Below are 25,876 nucleotides of genomic sequence, written 5' to 3' on the forward strand. Positions count from 1 at the left end.
CGTGCGCGCCGGAGGGGCCCACGCCGACGTCATCGTGGTCGGCGCGGGCTCGGCCGGGTCGGCGCTGGCGGCACGACTCGTGCAGTCGGGGCGTCGCGTCCTGTTGCTGGAAGCGGGGAGAGACGCCCCGGCATCCGAACTTCCGGAGTCGTGGCGCCTGCCGAATCCGATGGCGGCGATGGCGGAGCCGGGGAGCGCATCGCTGCTGTGGGCCGAGCATCTCGCGTCGCGGACGGCGACGCAGAAGCCATCGCTGTACTGGCGGGGCAAGGGTCTGGGCGGGAGCTCGGCCATCAACGGGCAGATCGCGATCCGCCCGCCGATGGAGGACTTCGACGACTGGGCCGCCGAGGGCTGCACGGGGTGGTCAGCGGAAGACGTGCTCCCGGTGCTCGCCGCTCTGGAATCCGACCAGGAGTATGGTGAGCGCCCGCACCACGGTGCCGACGGTCCGATCCCGGTGCACCGCTACCCGCAGGAGGTGTGGGGATCGGTCGATCGTGCGCTGCGCGACGCCGCACGGGCGGCGGGCCAGCCGTGGGCGCCGGACGTCAACGCACCCGGTGCGACCGGAGTCTCGCCCTATCCGGTCAACTCGATCGACGGACGGCGGGTCTCCTGCAACGACGCGTATCTCGAGCCGTTGCGGGGCGACCCTCTGCTTGCGATCCGGGGGGAAGCGCTGGTGGACCGTGTCGTGTTCGAGGGGGAGCGCGCGGTGGGGGTGCGTCTCGCGAACGGCGAGGTGCTGAGTGCGGATCTCGTCATCCTCTGCGCCGGCGCCACGGCGACGCCCTCGATCCTGATGCGCTCCGGGATCGGCCCCGCCCGGCATCTGGTGGAGCAGCGCATCGCCGTGCGTGCCGATCTGCCCGTCGGCGAGGGTATGCAGGACCATCCGATGGTGCTCGTGGGCATCCCGCTCACCCCGGAGGCGACGGCCGGCCCCTGGGACCGTCACACGAACTGCTGCATCCGCTACTCCAGCGGGATGACCTCCGACCCGAACGACATGATGATGGTCGCTCTCAACCAGAACGCGCTCGCGATGGCCTCGGCGGATCCTCGTGCGGGGGCCGGCGCGGTCGGGGTCTTCGTCAACCGCACCTACTCCCGTGGCACGCTGCGCCTGCAGAGCCGCGATCCCGAGACGCAGCCGCTCCTGTCGTTCAACATGCTCGACGTGGCGCTCGACGTCGACCGGCTGGCGGAGGGGGTCCGCCAGCTGGCGGGGTTGGTGGAGCATGAGGCGTTCGCCGGGATCACCGCGTCGGATGTCTGGGAGGCCAACACGGCACTGCGCGCCGCGCTCGACGGGCCGGAGGACGCACTCCGGGCCTACCTGCGCGACACCGCCGTCGACACCCAGCACGCGACGAGCACGTGCCGCATGGGCGATCCCACCGCCGCGACCACCGTGGTCGACCCGGAGGGCCGTGTTCTCGGCATCGACGGATTGCGCGTCGCCGATGCGTCGATCTTCCCTTTCGTCCCCCGAGCGAACACCCACCTGGCGAGCGTCCTGGTCGGCGAGATGCTGGCCGCACGCCTGACCTGAGACCTGCCCGACCTGAGATCTGCTGCCGAGGAGCCGCCATGGAGAGCCAGTGCCACGTGATCGACGGTGTCGCCGTCGCATCGACCGATCCGCAGACCCTTCCGGTCGTCTCGCCCTGGACGGAGAAGGTGATCGCCCGCATCCCCGTCGGCTCTGCCGCAGACGTCGATGCGGCAGTCCGCTCGGCGGTGGCGGCGCAGCGCGACTGGTCGCTGCGAGCCCTGGACGAGCGCATCGATCTCCTCGCCGGGGTCGCCGACACCGTGCAGCAGCACCTCGCGGAGCTCGCGCAGATCGAGAGCGACGAGATGGGCAAGCCCGTCCCGCTCGCGGAGCAGTTCATCGAGGGCGGGATCGCGGGGTGGCGGCAGGGTCTCGACCTCGCGCGAACGTACCCCTTCGTGGCCGATGTCACGGTGCCGGGCGAACCAGGGCAGACTGTCGTGGAGCGTCGACCCGTGGGAGTGGTCGGGCTCATCATCCCGTGGAACTTCACGGTCGCCTCGATCCTCGGAAGCCTCCTTCCCCTGCTCGCCGCAGGCAACACGGTCGTGCTCAAGCCCTCGGAGAAGTCGCCGTTGTCGGCGGCCCGGTTCGTACAGCTGCTCGACCTGCCACCCGGCGTCGTGAACCTGGTGCTCGGCGATGCCCGCGCGGGCGGACCGCTCGCGGCCCATGACGACGTGGCGCTGCTGCACTTCACCGGCTCGGTCGAGGTCGGCCGCGCGGTCGGGGTCGCGGCCGCATCTCGTCTGAAGCGGTCGGTGCTCGAGCTCGGCGGCAACGATCCGGTGATCGTCGACGCAGATGTCGATGTGGTGGCCACTGCCGAGGCGGTGGCGATGTCGTCGTTCATCAACAGCGGGCAGATCTGCACGTCGTCGGAGCGCATCTACGTGCACCGAGACATCGCCGAGGAGTTCGTCGCGGCCCTGGTCGCGGCGGCCGGTTCGTACGAGCTCATCGCCGACCGGGAGGGCACCGGCCTCGGTCCCCTTGTCGACGCCCGACAGCGGGCCCACGTGCACGCGCACGTCGAGGAGGCGGTCGAGCGCGGCGCGACGGTGCTGCGCGGCGGTGTCGTCCCGGACGGTCCAGGGTTCGGCTACCCCGCGACGGTACTCATCGGGGTGACGGCGGAGATGCAGGTGATGCGCGAGGAGACTTTCGGTCCCATCGCTCCCGTCGTCGTCGTGGACTCCTTCGACGAGGCGGTCGAGCTGGCGAACGGCACCGCTTTCGGGCTCGCCGCGACCGTGTACACGCACGATCCGGTCCACCAGCAGCGCGCGGGAGACATCCACGCCGCCGTGATCTGGATCAACGGATGGCAGCAGGGCGGTGTCAACGCCGTCTCCGAGCCCTGGGGACTCAGCGGCATGGGAGCGGCGGGATCTGTCGCCGATTTCGATGCCGCGACGCGACCCGTCTCGTTGCTGCGCGCCGCGACCGCCTGACCGGAGCGCTCAGACGACCGCGGATGCGAGCAGCTCGCGGACGCGCATCGCAAGGGCGTCGGCGGGATTCGTGTGTTCGATCGACTCGTTCGCGGTGGCGAGCACGACGATCGTCGCCCCGGTGGACGGGTCGTGGCCCGTGAAGGTCTGGAAGCCCGGCAGCTGGCCGTTGTGGCCCCAGATGCCGCCGAAGTCGGCGATGCCGAGCCCGTAGGCCCAGTCGGTTCCGGCGATCGGGAGGGCCGTCAGGCGTACCTGCTGCGTCTGCTCCGTGAGGAGGTCGCCGCGCACGAGTGCTTCGACCAGGACCACGAGATCGTCGGCGGTGGAGAGCCCGTTGCCGGCGGTCCAGGCCCACGAGGGGTTGATGTCGGTCGCGTCGACGAGCGCCGTGTCATCGCGGAGGTAGCCGCGTACCCGGGGGTCGGGCAGTGCGGTCCCCGCGGGGGAGCGCGGCGGCAGCGACGTGTTCTCCAGTCCCAGCGGTTCGAACACGAAACGGGCCGCGAGATCCTCCACCAGCACGCCGGTGGCGTGCTCGGCCAGCATCCCGAGCAGGATGTAGCCGGTGTTGCTGTATTCCCACGACGCGCCCGGCGCGAAGTGCTGCGGGCCGCGCTGCGCGAACTCCACCAGCTCTCGCGGCCTCCAGACCCGCTCCGGTGCGGCGAGCAGCGCGGTGAGGAACTCCTCGGTCGTGTACTCCGGCAGTCCGGCCGTCATCCCGAGCAGGCGGCGCACGGTGACCCCGCTCGGCAGATTCAGGTGCGGCAGGTGCATCTGAGCCTCATCGTCGAGGCCGAGCTCGCCCGTCTCCGTCAGGCGCAGGATCACGGTGGCGATGATCGTCTTGGTCACGCTGCCGATGCGCAGCACGGCGTCGGCGGCGAGCCGCTCCCCGGTGGCGACATCGCGGGTGCCCAGCGCCGCCGACCAGCGTTCCCCGTCCGGTGTCCGGATCGCGAGCACGACACCGGGGACGTCGAGCCGCTTCCGCTCCGCGTCGACCTCGGCGAGGATCGCGGCGGCGGTGGTCGAGAGGTCGGAAGGCAAGGTTGTCATGCTCCGATCCTGCCGCGATTGCTCGCGCTGCGCATGGTGCGAGGGACCGACGAGGACAAGGGGATCTCGGTCGATCGGCCGATCTTCGCCCCGGGCGTCCTCCCTATCTTGGGAATGGTCCGCCCACCGAGAAGGAGTGCCCCCATGTCCGAGGATGCAGCGACCGAGAAGCGCACGATCATCATGCCGCCCAACTCGATCCAGGCGGTGCCGCGGTATGCAGGAGCCTCCACCTTCGCCCGGCTGCCGCGGATCGACGAAGTCGACCGCGCAGACGTCGCCGTGCTCGGCGTGCCGTTCGACTCCGGCACCAGCTACCGGCCAGGGGCGCGATTCGGTCCGGAGGCGGTGCGGGCCGCCTCGAAGCTGCTGCGTCCGTTCCACATCGGCCTGGAGGTCGAGCCGTGGGTCACGATGCAGATCGCCGACGCGGGTGATGTGGGGGTGACGCCGTTCGACATCGCCGAGGCGATCGCCGGGATCGAGCAGGCCGCCCGATCTCTCTCCGCGAGAGCAGACCGCATCGTCGCGATCGGCGGCGATCACACGATCGCGCTCCCGATGCTGCGCGCGGCCCACGCCCAGCACGGCCCGGTGGCGCTCGTGCACTTCGACGCGCACTTCGACACCTGGGACAGCCTGTTCGGTGCCCCGATGGTCCACGGCACGCCTTTCCGTCGCGCGGTCGAAGAGGGCCTGCTCGATGTCGGCGGCTCCGCCCATGTCGGCATCCGCAGCACCACTCCCTCCGCGCGGGACTTCACCGACGACGAGGAGCTCGGATTCGCGACCTTCACCACACTCGATATCGCGCGCCGCGGGGTCGACGCCATCATCGACCGTGTCCGGACACGCGTCGGCGATCGTCCGGTGTACGTCAGCATCGACATCGATGTGCTCGACCCGGCTCACGCCCCCGGCACCGGTACCCCTGAACCCGGCGGACTCTCGACCAGAGAGCTGCAGCTCATCCTGTACGGGCTGGCCGATCTCCACGTGATCGGCGCCGATGTCGTCGAGGTCGCCCCCGCGTACGATCACGCGCAGATCACTGCGCTCGCCGCTGCCGGCGTCACCTTCGACCTCCTCGCCATGATGGCGAAGGGCGCGAGGTGAGACGACAGCCGGATGCGGTCGCCGCGGGCGCAGTGCCGGTCATCGAGCTGAGCGGTGACGGGCGCGCCCGGGGCCGCACGCACGGCGAAGAAGCGCGGAGCCTCATCTCATCGTCGATGGAGCGCTGGCGTGACCGGATCGAGCAGCTCACCGGACGCTCCTCCGCTGACCATGTCGCTCGCTTTCTGGGCGCGTCGCGGCTGATCGACGCGGTGCGCGTGGGGTCTCCCGATCTCTATGACGAGGTGCGGGGCATCGCCGAGGCGAGCGGCCAGCCGCTCGACGACGTGTTCGCGTACAACTTCATGGACGAGGAGTGGCGGTACGCGGGCGTCTCCGCGATCGGGTGCAGCGTCATCGGCATCGAGGGCGAGAGTGGCGTCATCCTCGGCCAGAACATGGATCTCCCGGCGAGCATGGACGGCTCGCAGGTGCTCCTGCACATCCGCGCGGATGCAGACGACCCCGAGCAGTTCGTCGCGAGCGCTGCCGGGATGATCGGCGTTCTGGGGGTCAATCGCGAGGGTGTCGCCTGCTGCGTCAACACACTCGCGCAACTCCCCAGCGCTCTCGAGGGGATGCCCGTCGCCTTCCTCATCCGCGAGATCCTGCGCCGACGCACGCGGGTGGAGGCCGGCACGTATCTGCGGTCCGTCCGCCACGCGTCAGGGCAGAACTACGCGATCGCCGATCGGCACGGCATCGACTCCTACGAATGCTCCGCCGCGGGCATCTCGGCCCGTCCGATCGCGGGTCCCACCCTCGTGCACACGAACCATCCGCTGTGGACGGCGGGGGCGGCCGAGCTGGCGGCGAGACCCGACGAGCTCGAGCTCTCCGGCACGCGGTCGCGATACAACTATCTGAGCGTCGCGGTGCCGCAGCTCCGAGATGCCGCGGAGCTCGAGACCGTGTTCGCCTCGCGCGACTCGGGGGTGTGCGTGGTGCCTCGCCCGCCGCGAATGAGCAAGACCTTCTGCGGTGCTGTGTTCGAGATCGGTGAAGACATGACCAGCGCTCGGTTCGCGCTGGGGCAGCCGGGGGCCGTCGAATGGTCTACCGCTGTGTGGAGCGCTCCGGCGGGCGCGTGATCCGGCGCGGATGCGCTAGCGGGGGCCCATGCGGAGCGCACCGTCCATGCGGATGGTCTCGCCGTTCAGGTAGTCATGCGCGACGATCATCGTCACCAGCTGCGCATACTCGATCGGATCACACAGCCGCTGCGGGAAGGGGACGCTCGCGGCGAGATTGGCGCGGTACTCGTCGCTGACCGTCGCCAACATCGGGGTGTCGACGATGCCGGGGGCGATGGTGCAGACGCGGATGCCGTGGGAGGCGAGGTCACGGGCGGCGGGGAGCGTCATCCCGACGACGGCGCTCTTGGATGCCGCATACGCCACCTGGCCCACCTGGCCGTCGTACGCGGCGATCGAGGCGGTGTTCACGACGACCCCGCGCTGTCCCTGCGCATCGGGTGTCTGCTGCGCGATGACCTCGGCGGCCGCCGACATGACCAGGAAGGTGCCCAGCAGGTTCACGCGGACGACCGTGTCGAAGAGTGCGGGATCGTGCACCCCCGAGCGCCCGAGGATGCGCGCGGAGGGAGCGATGCCGGCGCAGTTGACGACGGTGCGCAGCGCTGCCCCGGCGCCGGCGGTCTGCACGGCGGCACGGACCTGGGCGGGGTCGGTGACATCGGCGGCGACGAGGGTGACCCCGTCGACAGCGGGTGCCCCGGCGATCGCGGCCGGGAGATCGAGGGCGAACACCTCCGCGCCCTGGGCGGCCAGAGCGCGGGCTGTCGCCGCACCGAGTCCGGACGCGCCCCCGGTGACGATGGCGGATGAGTCGTTCAACTGCATGATGGTGGTCCTCTCGATGGCGCTCAGCGCGCCAGGCCGCGGCTGATGACGAGGCGCTGGATCTGGTTCGTCCCCTCGAAGATCTGCATGACCTTCGCCTCGCGCATGTACCGCTCGGTGGGGAAGTCCTTCGTGTAGCCCGCGCCGCCGAGCACCTGCACGGCATCGGTCGTGACCTTCATCGCGTTGTCGGTGCACACGAGCTTGGCGATCGACGCCTCATGGGAGTAGGAGCGGCCGGCATCCTTGAGGCGCGCGGCGGCGAGGTAGGTGGCCCGCGCCGAGGCCACCGCGGCAGCCATGTCGGCGAGGAGGAAGGCCAGGCCCTGGTGCTCGATGATCGACCGCCCGAACGTCTCCCGCTCGCGGGCGTACTTCACCGCCACGTCAAGGGCCTCCTGGGCCAGACCGGTGGCCACGGCCGCGATGCCCAGTCTTCCCGCATCCAGGCCGGACAGCGCGATGGGGAGTCCCTGTCCCTCCGCGCCCAGCCGACGCTCGATCGGGATGCGGACATCCTCGAACAGCATCGTGGCGGTGGTGGAGCTCATGAGCCCCATCTTCCGCTCCGGGTTGTCGGCGGAGAGGCCGGGGGTGTCGGCGGGCACGAGGAAACAGGAGATACCGCGGCTGCCCTCGCCGGTGCGCGCCATGACCTTGTAGAAGTCGGCCTTGCCGCCGTGGGTCGTCCACGCCTTGGCGCCGTTGATCACGTACTCCTCGCCGTCGCGCACCGCGCGGGTGCGCATCGCCGCGGGGTCGGAGCCGGCGTGCGCCTCGGACAGGCAGTACGCGCCGAGCAGGTCGCCCGACAGCATCTGCGGGAGCCAGCGCTCCTTCTGCTCGGCGCTGCCCGAGGTGAAGAGTCCGAAACAGGAGAGGATGTGGACGCTGACTCCGACACCCACGGACGCGGATGCGGACGCCACCTCCTCGAGCACCTGGAGATACACCTCGTAGCTCTGCCCACCGCCGTCGAACTCCTCCGGGTACGGCAGGCTCAGCAGACCCGCCCGGCCCAGAGTGCGGAACATATCGCGGGGGAAGGAAGCCGTCGCGTCGAGCTCCGAGACGATGGGGCGCAGTTCTTTGCCCACGATCTCACGCGTCAGCTCGATGAGCTCGGCGGATTCCTCCGTGGGCATGATGCGGGGGACAGGCATGTGGCTCCTCGAGGGGGTCAGAGAACGGCGAGCTCGGGCTCGCTCAGGAAGGCAGCGGTGTCGGACAGGAGTTCGGAGGCCTGCTGGCCGTCGAGCACTCGATGGTCGAACGACAGCGACAGGGTCGTCACCCACCGCGGCGCGATGGTCTCGGCATCGCCGGTGCCGACGACCCAGGGGCGGCGCGTGATGCTGCCGACGCCGAGGATCACGGTCTCGCCCGGATTGAGGATCGGTGTTCCGGCGTCGACCCCGAACACCCCGAAGTTGCTGATCGTCGCGGTGCCGTGGGCCATGGCCTCCGGTGCTGTCTTCCCGGCGCGCGCCGTGGCGGCGAGGGCGGCGATGGCCACGCTCAGCTCCCGCAGCCCGAGACGCTGGGCGCTGCGGATGTTGGGCACCACGAGCCCACGCGGTGTCGCAGCGGCGACGCCCAGGTTCACCTCGGAGAGCTGCACGATCTCCTGTGCCGCGTCGTCCCACCGCGAGTTCGCCGCCGGGGTGCGTTCGATCGCACGCAGGAACGCCCGGGCGATCAGGCTCAGAGGGCTGAGCTTGACGTCGGCGAACTCCGTGCGGGCGGCGAGGCGCGCACGGAGTTCCATGGTGGCGGTGATGTCGAAGGTCAGGAACTCCGAGACGTGAGGAGCGGTGAACGCCGAGCTGACCATCGCTGCGGCCGTGTGCTTGCGCACACCTCGGATCGGCACGCGGATGTCGGAGGATGACGGGGCCGTCGATGCGGACGGGCGGTGCGTGTCGGCGGCGGAGAGGACGTCGTCCTGGGTGATCGTCGCCGCCGGTCCGGTCGCTGTGACGGTGGCGAGGTCGACCCCGAGGTCCTTCGCCAGCTTCCGCACCGGAGGGGTGCAGCGGATCGGTGCCGCCACCTCTGCGGGGGCGGGCGTCGCGGGCTCGATCGGGGTCGACGCGGCGGCAACCTGCTCGGCGGTGCCGCGCCGTCGCCGCGGGCGCGGTGCTCCGGGGCCGTAGCCGACGAGGAGCTTCGGCTCTTCCTCAGGGCTCTCGTCCGTCTCGGGGCTTGTGTCGATGGCCTCGCCGGCATCGGCATCGGCATCGGCATCGGCATCCGCATCCGGTACCCGGTCGAGTGCGCCGGACGCGATGCTGATGATGGCGGCGCCGACGTCGACGGTGTCGCCCTCGGCGACGTGCAGCGCCACGACCTCGCCGGCGAACGGTGAGGGCAGCTCCACGAGGGACTTCGCCGTCTCGATCTCGACGATGATCTGATTGGTCGTGACGGTGTCTCCCGGCTGCACGGCCCAGGAGACGATCTCCGCCTCGGTGAGCCCCTCCCCGACGTCGGGGAGGGCGAACTGCTGGATCTCTGCCATGTCTTCCTCGATGTTCAGTAGGTGAAGCTGCGATCGATGGCGTCGAGCATGCGGTCGACACCGGGGAGCCAGTCGCGTTCGAGTCGGCTGGCCGGGTAGGGAGTGTCGTATCCGGTCACCCGGATGCCGGGGGCGGCCATCGAGTAGAAGAGCGCATCCTGCACGCGGGCGATGATCTCGGCGCCGAGGCCGGCGGTCTGCGAGGCCTCGTGAGCGACGACGAGCCGACCCGTGCGTTCGACGGAGGCGAGGATCGTGGCATCGTCGATCGGAGACAGGCTGCGCAGATCGATCACCTCCACCGAGCGGCCGTCGAGTGCTGCCTCCTCTGCGACCTTCACGGCGGTCGGCACGAGCGCGCCGTACGTGACGAGCGTCAGATCGTGTCCTGCACGGACCACTCTGGCTGTGCCGAGCGGCAGGGGCGTCGCGTCACGATCGACGTCGCCCTTGAGCCAGTAGTTGTGTTTGGGCTCGAGGAACACCACCGGGTCCTCGCTCTGCACAGCGAGCCGGATGAGGTCGAACGCCTCCTGCGCGGACGAGGGGCACACCACCCGCAGCCCCGCCGTGTGCGCGAAGTAGGCCTCCGGCGATTCCGAGTGGTGCTCGATCGCGCCGATACCGCCGCCGAAAGGGATGCGGATGACGACGGGGAGCGACACCATGCCCTCCGAACGATGACGGTACTTGGCGAGCTGGGTGATGATCTGGTTCATCGCGGGGAACACGAATCCGTCGAACTGGATCTCGCACACCGGGCGATATCCGGCCATCGCGAGGCCGATCGCGCTGCCGACGATGCCGGCCTCCCCCAAGGGCGAATCGACGACCCGCAGCTCTCCGAACTCCTGCTGCAGGCCGTCGGTGACCCGGAAGACGCCGCCGAGGCGTCCGACGTCCTCGCCGATGAGCATCACCCGGTCGTGCTCGGTGAGCAGCGAGCGGAGTCCGTCGTTCAGGGCGCGGGCGATCGCGGTGCTCACGAGGCCACCTCCTCGCCGGCGGCGACGAAGGCGAGGTGCGCGTCCAACTGCTGAGCCAGCTCCGCCGGCATCTCGGCGAGCGTGTGCAGGAAAGGCGACGCCGGGTCGGGGTCGGGGAGCGTGCGGCAGCCGATCCGCACGCGCTCTGCGAGCAGCTCCTCCTCCGCGGCCACGCCGGCGAAGAAATCGGCGGCGACGCCGCTGTGCTCCAGGTGTGTGCGCAGCCGGGCGATGGGATCCAGCGCACTCCACTGGTCGGTCAGGGCCGCATCGCGGTAGCGGCCGTCGTCGTCGGACGTGGTGTGCGGGTTGCGTCGGTACGTCATCGCCTCGATCAGCGTGGGGCCTTCTCCGGCCCTGGCTCGATCGAGCGCATCGACGGTCGCGGCGTGGCTGGCGACCACGTCGTTGCCGTCGACGCGCACCCCGCGGAAGCCGAATCCCTGGGCGCGCTGAGCGACCGAGACCCTGCTCTGCACGGAGTAGGGGGCGGAGATCGCCCACTGGTTGTTCTGGCAGAAGAAGACGATCGGCAGATTCTGCGCCGCCGCCCACACGAAGGCCTCGTTGGTCTCACCCTCGCTGAGTGCTCCGTCGCCGAGGAACACGAGCACGGCGCGATCGCGATCCGGGTCGCCGGTGCCGACGTCGCCGTCTCGCACGATGCCCATCGCGTAGCCGACGGCGTGCAGCGTCTGCGCGCCGATGACCAGTGTGTAGAGCGAGAAGTTGTTCTCGCGAGGATCCCAGCCGCCCAGGGTGGTGCCCCGGAACAGGCCGAGCAACTGCACGGGATCGACTCCGCGGCACCAGGCGACCGCGTGCTCGCGATACGTGGGGAAGGCGATGTCGCGGGGGCGGAGCGCGCGCCCGGCGCCCACCTGTGCGCCCTCCTGGCCGAGCATCGACGGCCACAGACCGAGCTCGCCCTGACGCTGGAGGGCGATCGCCTCGGTGTCGACACGGCGGCTGAGCACCATGTCGCGGTACATCACGAAGAGATCGCCGCCCGTTGCGGTCTCCCGGTGGAGCACCCCGTCGGGGCCGAGGCACGTGAAGAGATCGTCGTTCGGGGCGACCTCGGTCGCCTCTGGGTGCAGCATCGTCACGTCGCCATCTCCTTCGAAGCGGTCAACACGACTCGTCAGGTGATCATGTTGTGAAGCTACACTGACGTGAGCGGGTCCATAAGCGCAATTGATCTTTTTAGAACTAAGCGGTCTGTATAGTTACGGCCCGTCGACCACAACGGAGGTGGCGGCAATGATCAGTATCGATCGTCTCGACTCGGAGATCATCGGAAGGATGACCAGCCACGCCCGACCGGGAATCGCGGAGCTGGCCGGCGCCCTCGGGGTCGCGCGGAACACCGTGCAGTCGCGCCTGCGCCGTCTGGAGGAAGCGGGAGTGCTCGCCGGGCTCCACCCGATCGTCGACCTGGAAGCGGTCGGTGTGGCGGTGCAGGCCTTCGTCGCCCTCGAACTCGATCAGCGACGGCTCGCTCGGGTCGTCGAACAGCTCACCGAGATCGCCCAGGTGCTCGAGATCAACACGCAGGCAGGACGTGATGACCTGCTCGTGCGCGTCGGCGCGGTGACGCACCGTGATCTTCAGGCTGCTGTCACTCGGATGGTCGAGATCGAGGGGGTGCGCAGCACCGTCACGACCATGATCGTGTCGACTCCGTTGCCGTTGCGGACTCAGCCGCTGCTGGAGCACCTCACCGCGGAGTCGGGGTTCGGTCGTTCCACCCCCGCGCCGGAGTAGCTTCCCAGGGGTCGGGCCGCGTCGGGCGTGCACGACTTCGGAGATGAGCGGCGACTCGCCGTGGTGCCCGGGGTGATGGCGGTGTGTCGCCGCCGGGATCCGAAGCCGTGTGCAGCGACCGACGCCCCGCACAGGCTCGCCCCGCTCATGCCAGGGGCTCCGCAGCGGCCTCGCGGGCGGCCTTCGACGCGGGCGAGGCCGCACCGATCTTCCAGTACCCGCAGAAGCTGACCGCGTTCTTGTCGACACCGCGTTCGCCGACCAGGTGCTTGCGCACGCCGGACGCGAGCGACTGCTCGCCGGCGGCGTAGGCGTGGAACGGCCCCTCGGGCAGTGCCGTCATGCGGAGTGCGGCCAGGGCGAGCGCGCCCGGCCGCGCCTCATGTGGACGTGTGATCCAGACGACCTCGATGCCGGACGGATGCGGGAACACCAACGCATCCTCCTCCGCAGGCACCTCGATGATCGCGGTCCCCGTCGCATCCGCGGGGAGAGACGCGCAGATCGATGAGATCGCCGGCAGCGCCGTCTCGTCGCCCACGAGCACCACGCGCTGCGTGCCGCGTTCCGGGTTGAACGTCAGGCCCTCGTCGATGATCAGCACGTGCTCGCCTGGCGAGCAGGTCTCGGCCCAGCGCGACGCCGGACCCGCTGTGCCGTCCGCGGCGGACCCGTGCAGCACGAAGTCCACGTCGAGCTCCGCCCCGGTCTCGGCGGTCGCGGGCCGGTACGCCCGCACGCTGTAGTTGCGCATGACCGGCCGCTCGCCATCGGGGATACGCAGGAACTTGAGGTAGCCGAACACCTTGTTCGCCTTCGCGGGTACCCGCTCGAGCCCGGCGTCGCCGCCGATCGGCAGGAACAGGCGGAACCACTGGTCGAAGCCCATCGGGTGGAACTTCTCGATCTCGCCTGCGCCGAGAGTCACGCGGATCCAGTGCGCCGACAGGCGCTCGGAGCGCAGCACCGTGAGGTGGATGAGCTCTGCGGATGCGGGTTTGACCATCTTGCTGAACGCCACGGAATCGCCTCTCAGGAGAGCTGCCAGGGGAAGAACACGGTGAAGATCCCCGCGGATGCCGCGAGGCACAGCACGATGAACACGGTGTCGCGCACTCGGAACGGCACCAGGTGCCGCTCGGTGCGGGTCGCGTACGCGCCGAAGGCACGGGAGTCCATCGCCAGGGCCACGCGCTCGGCGTGCCGGATGGCTCCGGCGAGCAGCGGCACGATGTAGCCCCAGCCGCGCGCGATGCGGGCGAGAGGTCCGCGTCCGCCGTGGTGCCCGCGCACGCGGTGGGCCGCACGGATGACCGACAGTTCATGCCCGAATCGCGGCACGAAACGGAACGCCGCGAGCGCGGTGTAGCCGATCCGATACGGCACGCGCAGCTGCTGGATGCCGGCGCGCACCAGATCCGGTCCGCTCGTGGTGAGTCCGCCGATGAGCGCGAGAGCCACGATCGCGCCCAGGCGCAGTGCGGTCGCGAACCCGATCTCGAGCGCGCCGCTGAAGAGCGTCCAGTCGCCGATGCTCAGCACGGGAGTTGTGCCGCCGACCGGCCCGGCATCCACCCACAGCGAGAAGCCGACGCCGATCACCGCGACGCCGAGCGGTAGCGCCACCAGCAGCAGGAGAAGCAGGCGGACGGTGAGGCGAGTGCCCACGAGGATCAGGAGGTACGCGAGCGCGAGGAACGCCAGGGGGGTCGCCAGATCGCGCACGAAGACCAGCAGCAGCATCGCCGGGGCCACGCCCGCGACCTTCGAGAGCGGGTTCAGGGCGTAGAGGAACTGGCGTCGGGACGTCGCGACCATCGCGGCGTAGGGGTCGAAGGCGACGGCGCTCACGAGTCGTCCTCTGGCCGGTGGGATGTCAGCACGCGCTGCAGTGCCGGCAGTCGAAGTCCGGCGGCCGTGAACGTCGCCTCGTCGGCGAAGAGGTCGGCGGTGCGGCCCGCCGCGTGCACGCGGCCGCCTCTCAGGATGACGGTGTGCGTGGCGTGCTCGGCGACCAGCTGCAGGTCGTGCGTCACGATCACGATCGTCGTGCCTTCGGCGCGCAGGTCCTGGAGCAGCGCGAGCAGCTCGGAGGCGCGAGCACGATCCTGTCCGAACGTGGGCTCGTCGAGCGCGAGCACCTGCGGCCGGGTGATGAGCGCGGTGCCGACCGAGAGGCGCCTCTTCTCGCCGCCGGAGAGCAGGAACGGGTGCACGTCGGCCTTGTGCTCGAGTCCGAAGCGGGCGAGCATCTGCGGCACGCGCTGCATGATCTCGGCATCCGCCGCACGACGCAGCCGGAGGCCGTGCGCGAGCTCGTCGAACACGGTGTGCGCGATGAACTGGTGCTCGGGGTTCTGGAACACGAACCCGATGCGGGCCGCGAGATCTCGTGGAGAGGCGCTCGCCGGGTCGAGCCCGGCCACATCGACCTGCCGCTTCGGCGGCGGGACCACCCCGGCGAGCGCCTGGATGAGCGTGGTCTTGCCTGCGCCGTTCGCGCCGACGATCGCGGTGAGCGTTCCCGGTGCGATGTCGAGATCGATGCCGTGCAGGATCTCGGTGCGATGGCGCGTGACGGTCAGCCCGCGCGCGCGGATGACCGGGACGGCATCCGCTGCGGCGCCTTCGGGCACGGCGGCGGGAACCATGGCGGGGAGCGCGGTGGCGGCCGTGACCCCCTGCGCGTCGAGGGCCGTCGCGAGCTCGACCGGAGTGAGAGGAAGCGGATCGAGGTGGATGCCGTCACCCCGCAGCCGCAGGGCGGCGAGGGTTGCGGCCGGCAGCCAGACGCCCATCGCGAGCAGCTCATCGGCGTGGGTGCGGATGATCTCGTCCGCCGGGCCGTCGAACGCTACCGCGCCTTCCCGGTCGAGCACGATCGCCCGAGTGACGAAGCCCATGGCGGCGTCGAGGTTGTGCTCGACCAGCAGGATCGCGCGATCACCGGCGGCGACGACCTCCGTCAGCGCGGCGTAGACGTCGTCGATGCCCTGGGGGTCGAGGTTGGCCGTGGGCTCGTCGAGCACGATCAGCGGCGAGCCCATCGCCAGTGCGCACGCGATCGCGAGGCGTTGGCGTCCGCCGCCGGAGAGCCGGTCGGGGTTGTCGTCCCGTCGCTCCCAGAGCCCGACGCGGCGCAGGGAGTGCTCGGCGCGGGCGTGCACCTCGTCGACGGGCAGCCGCAGGTTCTCGGGGCCGAAAGCGACCTCGTCGTACACCGTGCCCGTCACGATCTGCGCGTCGGGGTCCTGGAACACCATCGCGACGTGCGTGCTGAGGGTCGCGGTGTGCGAGGTCGCGGTGTCGAGCCCTCCCGCCTCGACCGTGCCCGTCATGGTCGCCGGGACCGCGTGGGGGATCAGCCCGTTCAGCGCGAGCGTCAGCGTGGACTTGCCGGAACCGGAGGGGCCGAGCAGCAGCACGACCTCGCCCTGCGCGATGTCGAAGGTGACATCGTGCGGTGAGGGGTGCGCGGCATCGGCGTGGGTGAGTGTGACATCACGCACGCGGAGAAGAGGCGCGGATGAGCGCACGGCGGAACCCCGGGTCGGTGGAACGTACCCTTCTAACTTAGCTGAGCCTTACCTGGGTCGTCACGTGAACGTCCCACGGGATCGGCCGGGCCGTCAGCGACGTGCGACGCCCGCGCGGCTCAGCGCGGTACCGACGCCGAGGCCGACCGCCGTCCAGCCGATCGGACCGAGCAGCGAGAGCGCCAGGTAGGCGATCTGCGCCCAGAGGGGCAGCGTCGCCAGATGCGCGGCGAAGAACACGACCACGGCCACGATGACGCCGATCACCGCGGCGGAGATGAAGAAGCGCCACGGCCCCCAGGCCCGGTAGCGGGTGAGAGCGGCGACGCCCTCCTGGATCGCTCCGAACAGCAGCGCGGTGCCGAGGAAGCGCAGCGCCCAGGCCGGGTTGAACGCGCTGGCCACCAGCGCCGCGATCAGGTGGGTGACCAGCGCCACCAGCGGCCGACGCAGCACCTCCTGCGCGATGATCCCGGGCAGCACGTGCGAGCCGAGCAGCAGACCGTAGGCCCAGGGAGCCGCGATCAGCACGACCGGGGTCAGCAGCCCGGCGATGCCGCCGATGATGCCGGTCGCCACGCCGATCGCCGCGCAGACGAGCAGCACGCGGGTCGACAAGACGGGGGTTCGGGCCACGGCTCCAGCCTACTTGCGCGGGCGCGGCGCGGACGCCCCTGGGCACCGGGGAAAACCCCGGACCAGCCGTCGCCTGCGCCCTTCGTCTCGTCGCTGCGCTCCTCGCTCAGGGGGCGGCGGTTCGGGTCCGTACCCTGAGCGAGCGCAGCGAGACGAAGGGCGCAGCGCCGTTCGTCGCGTCGTCCGTGCCGCTCGTCGCAGCATCCGCTCTTCACCGCTCGCCCCCGCGCGAGAGCTTCCTAGCGTGGGACAACGCAATGATGCGCACACCGAGGAGAACCCCTATGACTGCACCTTCGTCGCGCCGCCGCGACGGCGCCGGCCTCGTCGATGGCGATCCCGTCATCGTCACCGATCCGAAGCTTCCCCCGGTCGCTCTGACCGATGACCACCACGAGAAGGCGAACCGCTGGACTCTGCCGAAGATCCTCATCTGGTCGGCGATCGCCCTGCTCGGCGCTGTCGCCTGGACCATGCTGGCGATCGTCCGCGGCGAGACCGTCAACGCGATCTGGTTCGTGTTCGCGGCGGTCTGCACGTACCTGATCGGGTACCGCTTCTACTCGAAGGTGATCGAGAAGTACATCACCCGCCCCGACGACCGCCGCGCCACCCCCGCCGAAGTGAAGCAGGACGGCAAGGACTACGTCCCCACCGACCGCCGCGTGCTCTACGGCCACCACTTCGCCGCCATCGCCGGCGCCGGTCCGCTCGTCGGTCCTGTGCTCGCGGCGCAGATGGGCTACCTGCCGGGGACGATCTGGATCATCGTCGGCGTCGTGCTCGCCGGTGCCGTACAGGACTACACGGTGCTCTTCTTCTCGATGCGCCGCGGTGGCCGCACGATCGGTCAGATGGCGCGCCAGGAGCTCGGCCGCATCGGCGGCACCGCGGCGATCATCGCCTCGCTGCTGATCATGCTGATCATCGTCGCGATCCTCGCGCTCGTGGTCGTGAACGCGCTCGGCGAGAGCCCCTGGGGCGTGTTCTCGGTGGCGATGACCATCCCGATCGCGATCTTCATGGGCATCTACCTGCGCTTCCTGCGCCCCGGCAAGGTCACCGAGGTCTCGATCATCGGCTTCGTGCTGCTGATGGCCGCGATCATCGGTGGCGGCTGGGTCGCCGGCACCGACTGGGGCCAGGCGATCTTCCACCTCGACCGCACCACGATCGCGTGGGGCATCATCATCTACGGCTTCATCGCCGCCGTGCTGCCGGTGTGGCTGCTGCTCGCCCCGCGCGACTACCTCTCCACGTTCATGAAGATCGGCGTGATCGTGATGCTCGCCGGGGCGATCATCCTGGTGCGCCCCGAGATCACGGTCCCCGCCGTCAGCATCTTCGGTGAGAACGGGATGGGTCCGGTGTTCGCCGGTCCGCTCTTCCCGTTCCTGTTCGTCACGATCGCCTGCGGTGCCCTGTCGGGCTTCCACGCGCTGATCGCCTCGGGCACCACGCCCAAGCTCGTCGAGAAGGAGCGCCAGACGCGGTTCATCGGCTACGGCGGAATGCTCATGGAGTCCTTCGTCGCGATCATGGCGCTGGTCGCCGCGATCTCGATCGACCAGGGCATCTACTTCGCGATGAACGCACCGGCCGCGGCGACGGGCGGCACGGTCGAAGGGGCCGTCGCCTTCGTGAACTCGCTGGGGCTGACGGGGGTGAACCTCACGCCCGAGATGCTCACCGGCACGGCCCAGGCGGTCGGCGAGGAGTCGATCGTCTCGCGCACCGGTGGCGCGCCGACCCTGGCGCTCGGACTCGCCCACATCATGCAGCAGGCCCTCGGCGGACAGGCGCTCATGGCGTTCTGGTACCACTTCGCGATCATGTTCGAGGCGCTGTTCATCCTCACCGCCGTGGATGCCGGCACCCGCGTGGCCCGCTTCATGTTGCAGGACTCGATCGGCGCCTGGTTCCCCAAGTTCCGCGATGTCTCCTGGCGCCCCGGCGTCTGGATCTGCACCGCGATCATGGTGGCCGGCTGGGGAGCGATCCTCATCCTCGGCGTCACCGACCCGCTCGGCGGCATCAACACCTTCTTCCCGCTGTTCGGCATCGCGAACCAGCTGCTTGCCGCGATCGCGCTCGCCGTGGTGATGGCCATCGTCGCCAAACGCGGCAAGAGCTACATCAAGTGGCTGTGGATCATCGGGCTGCCGCTCGCGTTCACCGCGGTCGTCACGGTCACCGCCTCGTTGTACAAGATCCTCTCCCCGGTTCCGGCCATCGGCTACTGGGCGAACCACTTCAAGTACGTGGCCGCCCGTGACAGCGGAGACACCTCCCTCGGAGCGCCCGAAGTGCTCGAAGCCGTCATCCGCAACACCGCGGTGCAGGGCACCCTCTCGATCATCTTCGTGACGCTCGCGATCATCGTGATGGTGGCCGCAGTTGTCGTCACGATCAGGGCGATCCGCAACGGCGGCGGCGAGAACACCGAGGAGAGCCCGGTCGCCTCGCGCCGCTTCGCTCCGGCAGGGTTCCTGCCCACCGCGACCGAGCGCGAGCTCGAGAAGCAGTGGGAGCCGATCCTCGCGGACGAGCGCAAGGCGTCGACGCACTGAGATGGTCATCATGACGAACCGGACGGATGCCGTGGCCACCCCTCTGCGCGCGCTGCTCGGCGCCGTGGGGCGGGCCGGCCGCGGCATCCGCTGGTACATGACGACGCTGATGGGTGACACGGCCTATGCGACCTACGTGGCGCACCACCGACGGGAGCACCCCGACGAGGAGCCGATGACGGAGCGCCGGTTCTGGAGGGAGCGGATGGACGACCAGGACCGCAATCCCGGTGCCCGCTGCTGTTGACCGGTCGCTGGGCCTCACCGAAATGGCGGCCCACATCAGGTTCTGCGGCCAGATTCTGGCTGTCTGGCCGCAGAACCTGCGCGGGGCCGCGGAACTTCAGGGCTGTCTGGCCGCAGAACCTGCGCGGGGCCGCAGAACTTCAGGGCTACCCGAACGGAATCTAGGCTGAACCCATGACCGACGTCGTTCTCGCCGCCGTGCTGGGCGTGCTCGGCGGCATCGTGCTGACGGTGCTGCTGCTGCTCGCACGGCGTCTCGCGCGCGGGGCGGCGGATCTGGGCAGCGACGCGGAGCAGGCCGCGCTGCGGGCTCTGCACCACGCGAGCCTGGCGGCGCCGCACCTGCGCGGAGGGCTCTCGACGCCCGAGGTCGTGAAGGCGGCACGGCATCTGCGGGTGCTGCTCGGCAGCACGGCCGTCGCGATCGTCGGCGACGATGATGCCGTCGCGTTCGACGGCGCCTCCGACGGCCTGGAGCCCAGCGCCGTGCGCATCGCCGAGCGGGTCAGAGCGTCGGGGCGCCGGCAGGTCTTCCCCGCGTCCGGGGATCACGACCACCTGGAAGGCGTCGGCGCACCGATCCTGGTCGACGGGCGGGTGATCGGCGTCGTCGTCGCGTTCGCGGCGCCCGTGCGCGCGGCCCTCGTGCGGGCGGCCGAAGAGGTCGCCGACTGGTGTGCCGCTCAGGTCGAGCTCGGCGGACTCGACGCGTCACGCACCCAGCTGGCGGAGGCGGAGCTGCGCTCGCTGCGTGCCCAGATCTCTCCGCACTTCATCTACAACGCCCTCACCGCGATCGCCTCGTTCATCCTCACCGACCCCGCCCGCGCGCGCGAACTCGTGCTCGAGTTCGCCGACTTCACGCGCTACTCCTTCCGTCGCCAAGGGGAGTTCACGACCCTCGCGGAGGAGCTCGGCAGCATCCACTCGTATCTCGAACTCGAGCGCGCGCGGTTCGGTGAGCGGCTGCGCGTGACTCTGCAGATCGCGCCGGAGACCCTGGCCACCGTCATCCCGTTCCTCTCGGTGCAGCCGCTCGTCGAGAACGCGGTGCGGCACGGGCTCGAGCCGGGCGAAGGGGGAGGCGAGATCCGCATCTCCTCGCGCGACGACGGCACCCACACCGAGATCACGGTCGAGGACGACGGCATCGGGATGGACCCGGAGGGCCTGCGAGCGGTGCTCACCGCAGGCGACGACGGCGTGCACGTGGGCCTGCGCAACGTCGACACGCGGCTGCGGCAGCTGTACGGCACCGACGGGGGACTGGTCGTCGAGACCAACACCGGCGCGGGTACCCTGGTGCGCATGCGGGTGCCGAAGTCGCAGCCGCTGAATGATCCGGACAACGACTGAGATGCTCCAGACGACGACGGAGATCCTTCGGACGACGAGTGGGGTGCGCTCATGATCGACGTCCTCGTCGCCGACGACGAGCAGCCCGCCCTCGACGAGCTCGTGCACCTGCTGCGCGGCGATGACCGCATCGGCGACATCCTCACGGCGAGCAGCGGAGCGGATGCCCTGCGCCGGCTGTCGGAGCGCGTGGTGCGGATCGCCTTCCTCGACATCCACATGCCGGGGCTGCTCGGCACCGAGCTCGCGCGTGCCTTCCTCTCCCTCGCCGAGCCGCCGGCCGTGGTGTTCGTCACCGCCGACGAGGCTCGCGCCGTGGAGGCATTCGAGCTGCGCGCGGCGGATTACCTGCTCAAGCCGGTGCGCGCGGAGCGCCTGCGTCGGGCGATCGATCGTGTGGTCGAGCTCGGCGAGACCGCCGTCTCCGGTGATGAGGAGGCGATCCCCGTCACCGTGGGCTCCGCCGTGCGCTTCGTGCACCGGCGCGACGTGCGCTGGGTGCAAGCCCAGGGCGACTACTCGCGGCTGCACACCGACGACGGCTCCGGGCACCTGGTGCGCATCCCGATCTCCGAGCTCGAAGCGCGGTGGACGGACGCCGGCTTCCTCCGCATCCACCGCTCCTGGATGGTGCGCAGTGCCGCCGTGACCGAGGTGCGGCTGTCGGGAGCGGAGCCGTCGGTCTCGGTCGGCGCGATCGCCCTGCCCGTCAGCCGTCGTCTGGTGCCGACCGTGCGCGACGCGCTGCTGCGCGGGGAGAGCCCGGCATGAACGACGTCCCCCAGCGCGACGTGCCCAAGCGCGTGCGCGTGACCGCCGACCTTCCGCCGCGGAGACCCGCGGCTCTCACGCGGGGGATCGCCCTCCCCGGAGCCCCGGCGGATGAAGCGGATGCCGTCTACGCCCGTGCCCTCCTGCGCAGTCAGCTGCGGCTGGCGCTCGGCACCATCGCGGGCTTCGTGCTGGTCGTGGTGGCCATGGCGCTGGCGATCGCGCTGATCCCCGAGATGGACCGGATGACGCTCTGGGACGTGCCGCTGTCGTGGCTGCTGCAGGCGTACGCGTTCTACCCGGTCATCCTCGTCTTCGCGATCCTGTACGCCCGCACCGCTGCGCGGAACGAGCGGCGGTACCGCGCCCTGCGGGATCGCGAATGAACGCGGTCATGGACCTGGCCGGCGTGGCGCTCGTGATCATCGCGACGCTGCTCATCGGCGTCTACGGTTTGAAGGTCTCGCGCACGACCGGCGACTTCTTCGTCGCCTCTCGCACCGTGCGGCCGGTGTGGAACGCCTCGGCGATCAGCGGCGAGTACCTCTCGGCCGGCACGTTCCTCGGCCTCTCCGGACTGGTGCTGCTCGACGGCGCCCGCGGCTTCTGGTTCCCGATCGGGTATGCCGCCGGCTACCTCCTGGTGCTGGTGTTCGTCGCCGCGCCCCTGCGCCGCAGCGGCGCGTACACGATCCCCGACTTCATGGAGGCGCGGCTCGAGTCGAGCGCGGCGCGGCGGGTCACGAGCCTGGCCGTGCTCATCATCGGCTGGCTGTACATCGTGCCGCAGCTGCACGGCGCCGGCATCACCCTGGTCGTGGTCGCTGGACTGCCGGAGTGGGTGGGGGCGGTGACGGTCGCAGTGCTCGTGGCGGCATCCGTCGCGGCCGGGGGCATGCGCGCGATCACCTATGTGCAGGCCTTCCAGTACTGGCTCAAGCTCACGGCGTTGCTGGTGCCGGTCGTTCTCATCGCCTTCGCGCTCAGCAGCGGTCCGCACGACTTCGACCCCGCGCTGGTGTTCCCGGCGGAGGCAGGGCCATCCGGCTTCGACGCGTACGAATCGGCATCGCTCCTGCTCGCGCTGCTGCTGGGCACCATGGGCCTGCCGCATGTGCTGGTGCGGTTCTACACGAGCCCGACCGGGGCATCCGCTCGTCGCACGACCGTGATCGTGATCGCGATGGTGAGCGCGTTCTACGCGGTGTCGAGCACGATGGGCCTGCTGGCGCGCATCGCGGCGCCCGACCTCGCCGTGCCGGGCGTCGCCGACACGGTGGTGCTGCTGCTGCCCTCGCGGGTGTTCCCCGGTGTCTTCGGCGAGCTGCTGACGGCACTGATCGTGGCCGGGGCCTTCGCGGCGTTCCTGGCCACCTCGGCCGGGCTCGTGGTCTCGCTCGCGGGAGTGATCAGCCAGGACGTGTTCTCCGGCTCCGTGCGTTCGTTCCGGCTCTCGGCGGTGCTCTGCGCACTGGTGCCGCTCGCGGTCGCGCTGCTCACGGCTCCGGCCGGGCTCGGATCGAGCGTCGGCGTGGTCTTCGTCATCGCGGCATCCACCCTGTCCCCGGTCGTGCTGCTCGGCGTCTGGTGGCGGGGGCTGACGGCCCGCGGGGCCGTGGCCGGCATGGTGTCCGGCGGCCTCGCGGCCGGGCTCGCGCTGCTCGTGCACGCCGCGGTCGACGGCGTCGGGGTGGCCGCGCCCTACCTCGCGCAGCCGGCGGCCTGGACCATCCCGCTCGCCACCGTGGTCACGGTCGCCGTCTCACTGCTCGATCCGCGCGGGGCGTCGCCGCGCACCGACCGGTTCCTCGCGCGTCTGCACACGCCCGATCGCGCCTGAGCGGGACGGAGCGCCGCATTCAGCTGCGGGGAGCGCGCAGCGACCAGGACGGCCACCAGCCCCCGGGAAGGCCCGCGAGGATCTCCGAGGCCGCGTCCAGACGCTCCGGCGGGACCGACGGCTCTGGTTCTCCGCCGCTCGAGCGTCCCCCGCCGTCCGGAGTGCGGATCCGCGTGTGCAGCCAGCGCCGCTGACCGACGGGGAACACCTCCTGCAGCCCGCCGGCGGCGATCGAGAGCAGAGTCTCCTCGATGTGATCGGCCACGGTCACGGCGGACTCGTCGCAGGCATCGCAGGTGCAGCCGGGGGCGATGTCGTGGAACAGGGCTCCGGCCTCGATGTCGACCGATTCGGCCGTCGCGGTGATCGTGATCGCTGCTCCCGTCGTCGGCCGCAGGCGGAAGACGCGCGTCCCCTGCGCGTCGACCCGACGGTCGACGTCGACGACGTACCAGCGCTCGAGATGGTCGACCAGCGCGTCGACGACGGTCAGCACCGGCGCGAAGCGCTCGAGATGCGAGGTGCGCGAGTAGGCGTCCTCCGGCGGAGAGCCGCCGGCCCAGCGGGACCCGTAGTCGATGACGTGGCCGTCGTCATCGACGAACTCCGGGATCGAGAGCGCAGGGCGGGTGAACGGCGCCGGTGCGACCACGAGGTCGATGGCGACGTCGTCGTGCGCGAGAGCCGCGAGCTCCTGATCATCGCGGTCGGTCTGCGGCCAGGAGGCGAGCATCTCCCGGAACGGCTCGCGATGCTCGGGGTGCTCCACGATCGTCCGCAGCAGCCCCGCCACGGGGATCGACATCGTCGAGGTGCCCACCTCGGGCTCGCTCGTCATGTGCCAGGTCGCCGCCGGATGCACCACGGCGATCGCGTTCCCCAGGAACCGCGCCGCCGCATCCGCCGTCTCCGCGGATGCGAGGAGGCCGGCGTGCGCGGCGACGAAATCCCACAGCGCGAAGAGGTCGGCGGCGAGGACGGCCGGGTCGGCGCCGGCGTCGCGTGCGAAGGCCACGAAAGGGCCGATCCCGTCCACGAACCGCGGGGGAGCGCCCGGGTCGGCGCCCGGCCAGATCAGGATGGCGGATGCGGCGGCATCCGGCATCGGCGCCAGGATGCCGGGGAAGAGGTCGGGCGTCGTCATCGGGTCAGATCCGCCGTCCGCGGGGCATCAGCCGCACATCGGGCAGGGGCGGGGCGGGGATGCGCACCTCGTGACCGTCGACAGCGCCGAACCGTGTCGGCGCGGCACCGGCGGACGACTCGGCCTCCCAGTCCGCACGAGCGGCGGCGATCTCGTCGTGCGTGCGTCCGGCGAAGTTCCACCACATCACGATCTCGTCCTCGAACGGCTCGCCGCCGAGCAGGAACAGCAGCGCGCCAGCGGCCGACGACACCTCGACCTCGTGGCGCGAGTCGCCCAGGTAGAGCAGCTCGTTGCGGGGCATCGGATGCTCCGCCACCACCACATCGCCCTCGACGAGCATCACGGCGTGCTCCCACTCCGGCCGCAGCGGCAGTCGCACGCGCGACCCCGCGGGAACCACGATCTCGGCGCCGACGATCGGCGTGTGCACGGTCGCGGGTGAGGAGACGCCGGCGAACTCTCCGAGCACGACCGTGGCGTCGGCATCCGTGCCGTCGTCGGCGGGCAGCGTCAGGCCGGGAAGGTCGACGTGCCGCTCGAAGCCCGCGGCGCCGTGGCGGGCGGACTCCGGCAGCACGACCCAGAACTGCAGTGCATCGAGGGCGATCGGATCATCGCCGATCGAGTATTCCGAGTGCGAGATGCCGTTCCCGGCCGTCATCAGGTTCAACTGCCCGCGGCGCAGGTCGGCGTCGCTGCCGAGCGAGTCGCGGTGCCGGATCTCTCCGACCAGCGGCCAGGTCACGGTCTGCAGCCCGATGTGCGGATGCGGCTCCACACGCATGCGCGTCTCGGCGGGGCCGAAGCGGTCGAGGAAGCACCAGGCCCCGATCGTCGGCAGGTTGCGGTGCGGCAGCGCGCGCAGGACCGTCATGCCGCGGACTCCGCCCAGCGGCACCTCGCGGGGCTCGAGCACGAGCCGGTGCGGGCCGATCATCACGCGCCTGCGGCCTCGGCGCTGCCGTCGGCGACGGCACCCGGCGTGCGCGGCCAGCGGATCTCGGCGCCGGGGATCTCGTGCGTCTCGAGGTAGCGGGCGATGTAGGGGCACAGCGGCACGATCGCGTCTCCGGATGCCGCGGCGTCGGCGAGCGCGGCAGCGGCCAGTCTGCCCGCGAGCCCCTGCCCCTGGAAGGCGGGATCGACCTCGGTGTGGGTGAAGCGGATCGAGCCGGGGCGCAGGTCGTACTCCGCGAAGCCCGCGAGCGTGCCGTCGGAGCGGATCTCGTAGCGCGATGCGTCGTCGTTGCGGGTGACGGTGATGTCGGTCATCGGGGCTCCTTCTGGCGTCTTCGTCCAACCTACGCCCGGCGGGCGTGACCCGGTCGTGTTCCTCCGGGGCTCCCTGACGATGAGGGGTCAAGACACGCCGTTGCGCAAGGGTCGGGCGCGGCGTGTCCTGACCCTTCACCCGAGCGGATGCCGCAGCGAGGGTGTCCGGGCTG

Annotated in this window: 24 protein-coding genes; 11 read left to right on the forward strand and 13 right to left on the reverse strand. The window is 70.6% G+C overall.

Features of this window, described 5'->3' with window-relative positions:
- The first annotated feature begins 1 nt into the window (after position 1).
- On the forward strand, positions 2 to 1,558 hold the full coding sequence (locus KZC51_RS05130) for a GMC family oxidoreductase (protein ID WP_247628938.1): 1,557 nt from the start codon (positions 2 to 4) through the stop codon (positions 1,556 to 1,558).
- A 38-nt stretch (positions 1,559 to 1,596) separates the two neighbouring features.
- Positions 1,597 to 3,015 (forward strand): aldehyde dehydrogenase family protein, encoded by a 1,419-nt coding sequence (locus tag KZC51_RS05135; protein ID WP_247628939.1) that lies wholly within the window; start codon positions 1,597 to 1,599, stop codon positions 3,013 to 3,015.
- 9 nt (positions 3,016 to 3,024) lie between these two features.
- On the opposite strand, the gene KZC51_RS05140 is transcribed toward KZC51_RS05135, so the two are convergent.
- Positions 3,025 to 4,077 carry a serine hydrolase domain-containing protein gene (locus tag KZC51_RS05140; protein WP_247628940.1) on the reverse strand — a complete coding sequence of 351 codons (1,053 nt, stop codon included), beginning with the start codon at positions 4,075 to 4,077 and terminating at the stop codon, positions 3,025 to 3,027.
- Between the two features lie 144 nt (positions 4,078 to 4,221).
- Here KZC51_RS05140 and speB point away from each other — a divergent pair, with 144 nt between their 5' ends.
- Both speB and KZC51_RS05150 read left to right on the forward strand, forming a co-directional pair.
- Positions 4,222 to 5,193 (forward strand): agmatinase, encoded by a 972-nt coding sequence (speB, locus tag KZC51_RS05145; RefSeq protein ID WP_372491752.1) that lies wholly within the window; start codon positions 4,222 to 4,224, stop codon positions 5,191 to 5,193.
- Positions 5,190 to 6,284, forward strand: coding sequence for a C45 family autoproteolytic acyltransferase/hydrolase (locus tag KZC51_RS05150; protein WP_247628941.1), 1,095 nt, complete (start codon positions 5,190 to 5,192; stop codon positions 6,282 to 6,284). The genes speB and KZC51_RS05150 overlap by 4 nt, the downstream gene beginning before the upstream one ends.
- A 15-nt stretch (positions 6,285 to 6,299) precedes the next feature.
- Here the strand turns inward: KZC51_RS05150 and KZC51_RS05155 are convergent, their stop codons facing one another.
- Genes KZC51_RS05155 through KZC51_RS05175 form a run of 5 tightly spaced genes read right to left on the reverse strand, consistent with a single transcriptional unit; the run spans position 6,300 to position 11,665 of the window.
- Positions 6,300 to 7,055 carry an SDR family NAD(P)-dependent oxidoreductase gene (locus KZC51_RS05155; RefSeq protein ID WP_247628942.1) on the reverse strand — a complete coding sequence of 252 codons (756 nt, stop codon included), beginning with the start codon at positions 7,053 to 7,055 and terminating at the stop codon, positions 6,300 to 6,302.
- A 23-nt stretch (positions 7,056 to 7,078) separates the two neighbouring features.
- Positions 7,079 to 8,218 carry an acyl-CoA dehydrogenase family protein gene (locus KZC51_RS05160; RefSeq protein WP_247628943.1) on the reverse strand — a complete coding sequence of 380 codons (1,140 nt, stop codon included), beginning with the start codon at positions 8,216 to 8,218 and terminating at the stop codon, positions 7,079 to 7,081.
- A gap of 17 nt (positions 8,219 to 8,235) precedes the next feature.
- On the reverse strand, positions 8,236 to 9,576 hold the full coding sequence (locus KZC51_RS05165; protein WP_247628944.1) for a dihydrolipoamide acetyltransferase family protein: 1,341 nt from the start codon (positions 9,574 to 9,576) through the stop codon (positions 8,236 to 8,238).
- Positions 9,577 to 9,590: 14 nt separating this feature from the next.
- A complete protein-coding gene (locus KZC51_RS05170) occupies positions 9,591 to 10,562 on the reverse strand; it encodes an alpha-ketoacid dehydrogenase subunit beta (RefSeq protein ID WP_247628945.1) in 972 nt (323 codons plus the stop codon).
- A complete protein-coding gene (locus KZC51_RS05175; protein WP_281731890.1) occupies positions 10,559 to 11,665 on the reverse strand; it encodes a thiamine pyrophosphate-dependent enzyme in 1,107 nt (368 codons plus the stop codon). Before KZC51_RS05175 ends, KZC51_RS05170 begins: the two co-directional genes overlap by 4 nt.
- 160 nt (positions 11,666 to 11,825) lie before the next feature.
- Here KZC51_RS05175 and KZC51_RS05180 point away from each other — a divergent pair, with 160 nt between their 5' ends.
- Positions 11,826 to 12,329 (forward strand): Lrp/AsnC family transcriptional regulator, encoded by a 504-nt coding sequence (locus tag KZC51_RS05180; RefSeq protein ID WP_247628947.1) that lies wholly within the window; start codon positions 11,826 to 11,828, stop codon positions 12,327 to 12,329.
- 145 nt (positions 12,330 to 12,474) lie between these two features.
- Here the strand turns inward: KZC51_RS05180 and KZC51_RS05185 are convergent, their stop codons facing one another.
- From KZC51_RS05185 to KZC51_RS05200, 4 genes are all read right to left on the reverse strand, one after another.
- Positions 12,475 to 13,350: a siderophore-interacting protein gene (locus tag KZC51_RS05185; RefSeq protein ID WP_247628948.1), complete on the reverse strand. Its 876-nt coding sequence runs from the start codon at positions 13,348 to 13,350 to the stop codon at positions 12,475 to 12,477.
- Positions 13,351 to 13,361: 11 nt separating this feature from the next.
- The gene (locus KZC51_RS05190) at positions 13,362 to 14,180 is read right to left on the reverse strand and encodes an energy-coupling factor transporter transmembrane component T (protein WP_372491753.1); all 819 of its coding nucleotides are present in this window, start codon (positions 14,178 to 14,180) and stop codon (positions 13,362 to 13,364) included.
- Positions 14,177 to 15,865 (reverse strand): ABC transporter ATP-binding protein, encoded by a 1,689-nt coding sequence (locus KZC51_RS05195; protein WP_247628949.1) that lies wholly within the window; start codon positions 15,863 to 15,865, stop codon positions 14,177 to 14,179. The genes KZC51_RS05190 and KZC51_RS05195 overlap by 4 nt, the downstream gene beginning before the upstream one ends.
- Before the next feature lie 93 nt (positions 15,866 to 15,958).
- Entirely contained in the window at positions 15,959 to 16,501 is a 543-nt protein-coding gene (locus KZC51_RS05200; RefSeq protein WP_247628950.1) for an ECF transporter S component, read from the reverse strand.
- 284 nt (positions 16,502 to 16,785) lie between these two features.
- On the opposite strand from KZC51_RS05200, the gene KZC51_RS05205 reads away from it, so the two are divergent.
- From KZC51_RS05205 to KZC51_RS05230, 6 genes are all read left to right on the forward strand, one after another.
- Positions 16,786 to 19,071, forward strand: a complete 2,286-nt coding sequence (locus tag KZC51_RS05205; RefSeq protein WP_247628951.1) for a carbon starvation CstA family protein — start codon at positions 16,786 to 16,788, stop codon at positions 19,069 to 19,071.
- A gap of 10 nt (positions 19,072 to 19,081) precedes the next feature.
- The gene (locus KZC51_RS05210) at positions 19,082 to 19,318 is read left to right on the forward strand and encodes a YbdD/YjiX family protein (RefSeq protein ID WP_247628952.1); all 237 of its coding nucleotides are present in this window, start codon (positions 19,082 to 19,084) and stop codon (positions 19,316 to 19,318) included.
- Positions 19,319 to 19,491: 173 nt separating this feature from the next.
- The gene (locus tag KZC51_RS05215; RefSeq protein WP_247628953.1) at positions 19,492 to 20,673 is read left to right on the forward strand and encodes a sensor histidine kinase; all 1,182 of its coding nucleotides are present in this window, start codon (positions 19,492 to 19,494) and stop codon (positions 20,671 to 20,673) included.
- Between the two features lie 51 nt (positions 20,674 to 20,724).
- The gene (locus KZC51_RS05220) at positions 20,725 to 21,444 is read left to right on the forward strand and encodes a LytR/AlgR family response regulator transcription factor (RefSeq protein ID WP_247628954.1); all 720 of its coding nucleotides are present in this window, start codon (positions 20,725 to 20,727) and stop codon (positions 21,442 to 21,444) included.
- Positions 21,441 to 21,830, forward strand: a complete 390-nt coding sequence (locus tag KZC51_RS05225; protein WP_247628955.1) for a heavy metal transporter — start codon at positions 21,441 to 21,443, stop codon at positions 21,828 to 21,830. Before KZC51_RS05220 ends, KZC51_RS05225 begins: the two co-directional genes overlap by 4 nt.
- On the forward strand, positions 21,827 to 23,284 hold the full coding sequence (locus KZC51_RS05230) for a sodium/solute symporter (protein WP_247628956.1): 1,458 nt from the start codon (positions 21,827 to 21,829) through the stop codon (positions 23,282 to 23,284). Before KZC51_RS05225 ends, KZC51_RS05230 begins: the two co-directional genes overlap by 4 nt.
- A 19-nt stretch (positions 23,285 to 23,303) precedes the next feature.
- Here KZC51_RS05230 and KZC51_RS05235 read toward each other — a convergent pair whose 3' ends face one another.
- The 3 genes from KZC51_RS05235 to KZC51_RS05245 are packed head-to-tail and all read right to left on the reverse strand — an operon-like array spanning position 23,304 to position 25,703.
- A complete protein-coding gene (locus KZC51_RS05235; protein ID WP_247628957.1) occupies positions 23,304 to 24,428 on the reverse strand; it encodes a DUF6226 family protein in 1,125 nt (374 codons plus the stop codon).
- 4 nt (positions 24,429 to 24,432) lie between these two features.
- Positions 24,433 to 25,368: a pirin family protein gene (locus tag KZC51_RS05240; RefSeq protein WP_247628958.1), complete on the reverse strand. Its 936-nt coding sequence runs from the start codon at positions 25,366 to 25,368 to the stop codon at positions 24,433 to 24,435.
- Positions 25,368 to 25,703, reverse strand: a complete 336-nt coding sequence (locus KZC51_RS05245) for a GNAT family N-acetyltransferase (protein WP_247628959.1) — start codon at positions 25,701 to 25,703, stop codon at positions 25,368 to 25,370. The genes KZC51_RS05240 and KZC51_RS05245 overlap by 1 nt, the downstream gene beginning before the upstream one ends.
- Positions 25,704 to 25,876: the final 173 nt, after the last annotated feature.

This window comes from Microbacterium croceum (assembly GCF_023091245.1).
GTDB classification, from domain to species: domain Bacteria; phylum Actinomycetota; class Actinomycetes; order Actinomycetales; family Microbacteriaceae; genus Microbacterium; species Microbacterium croceum.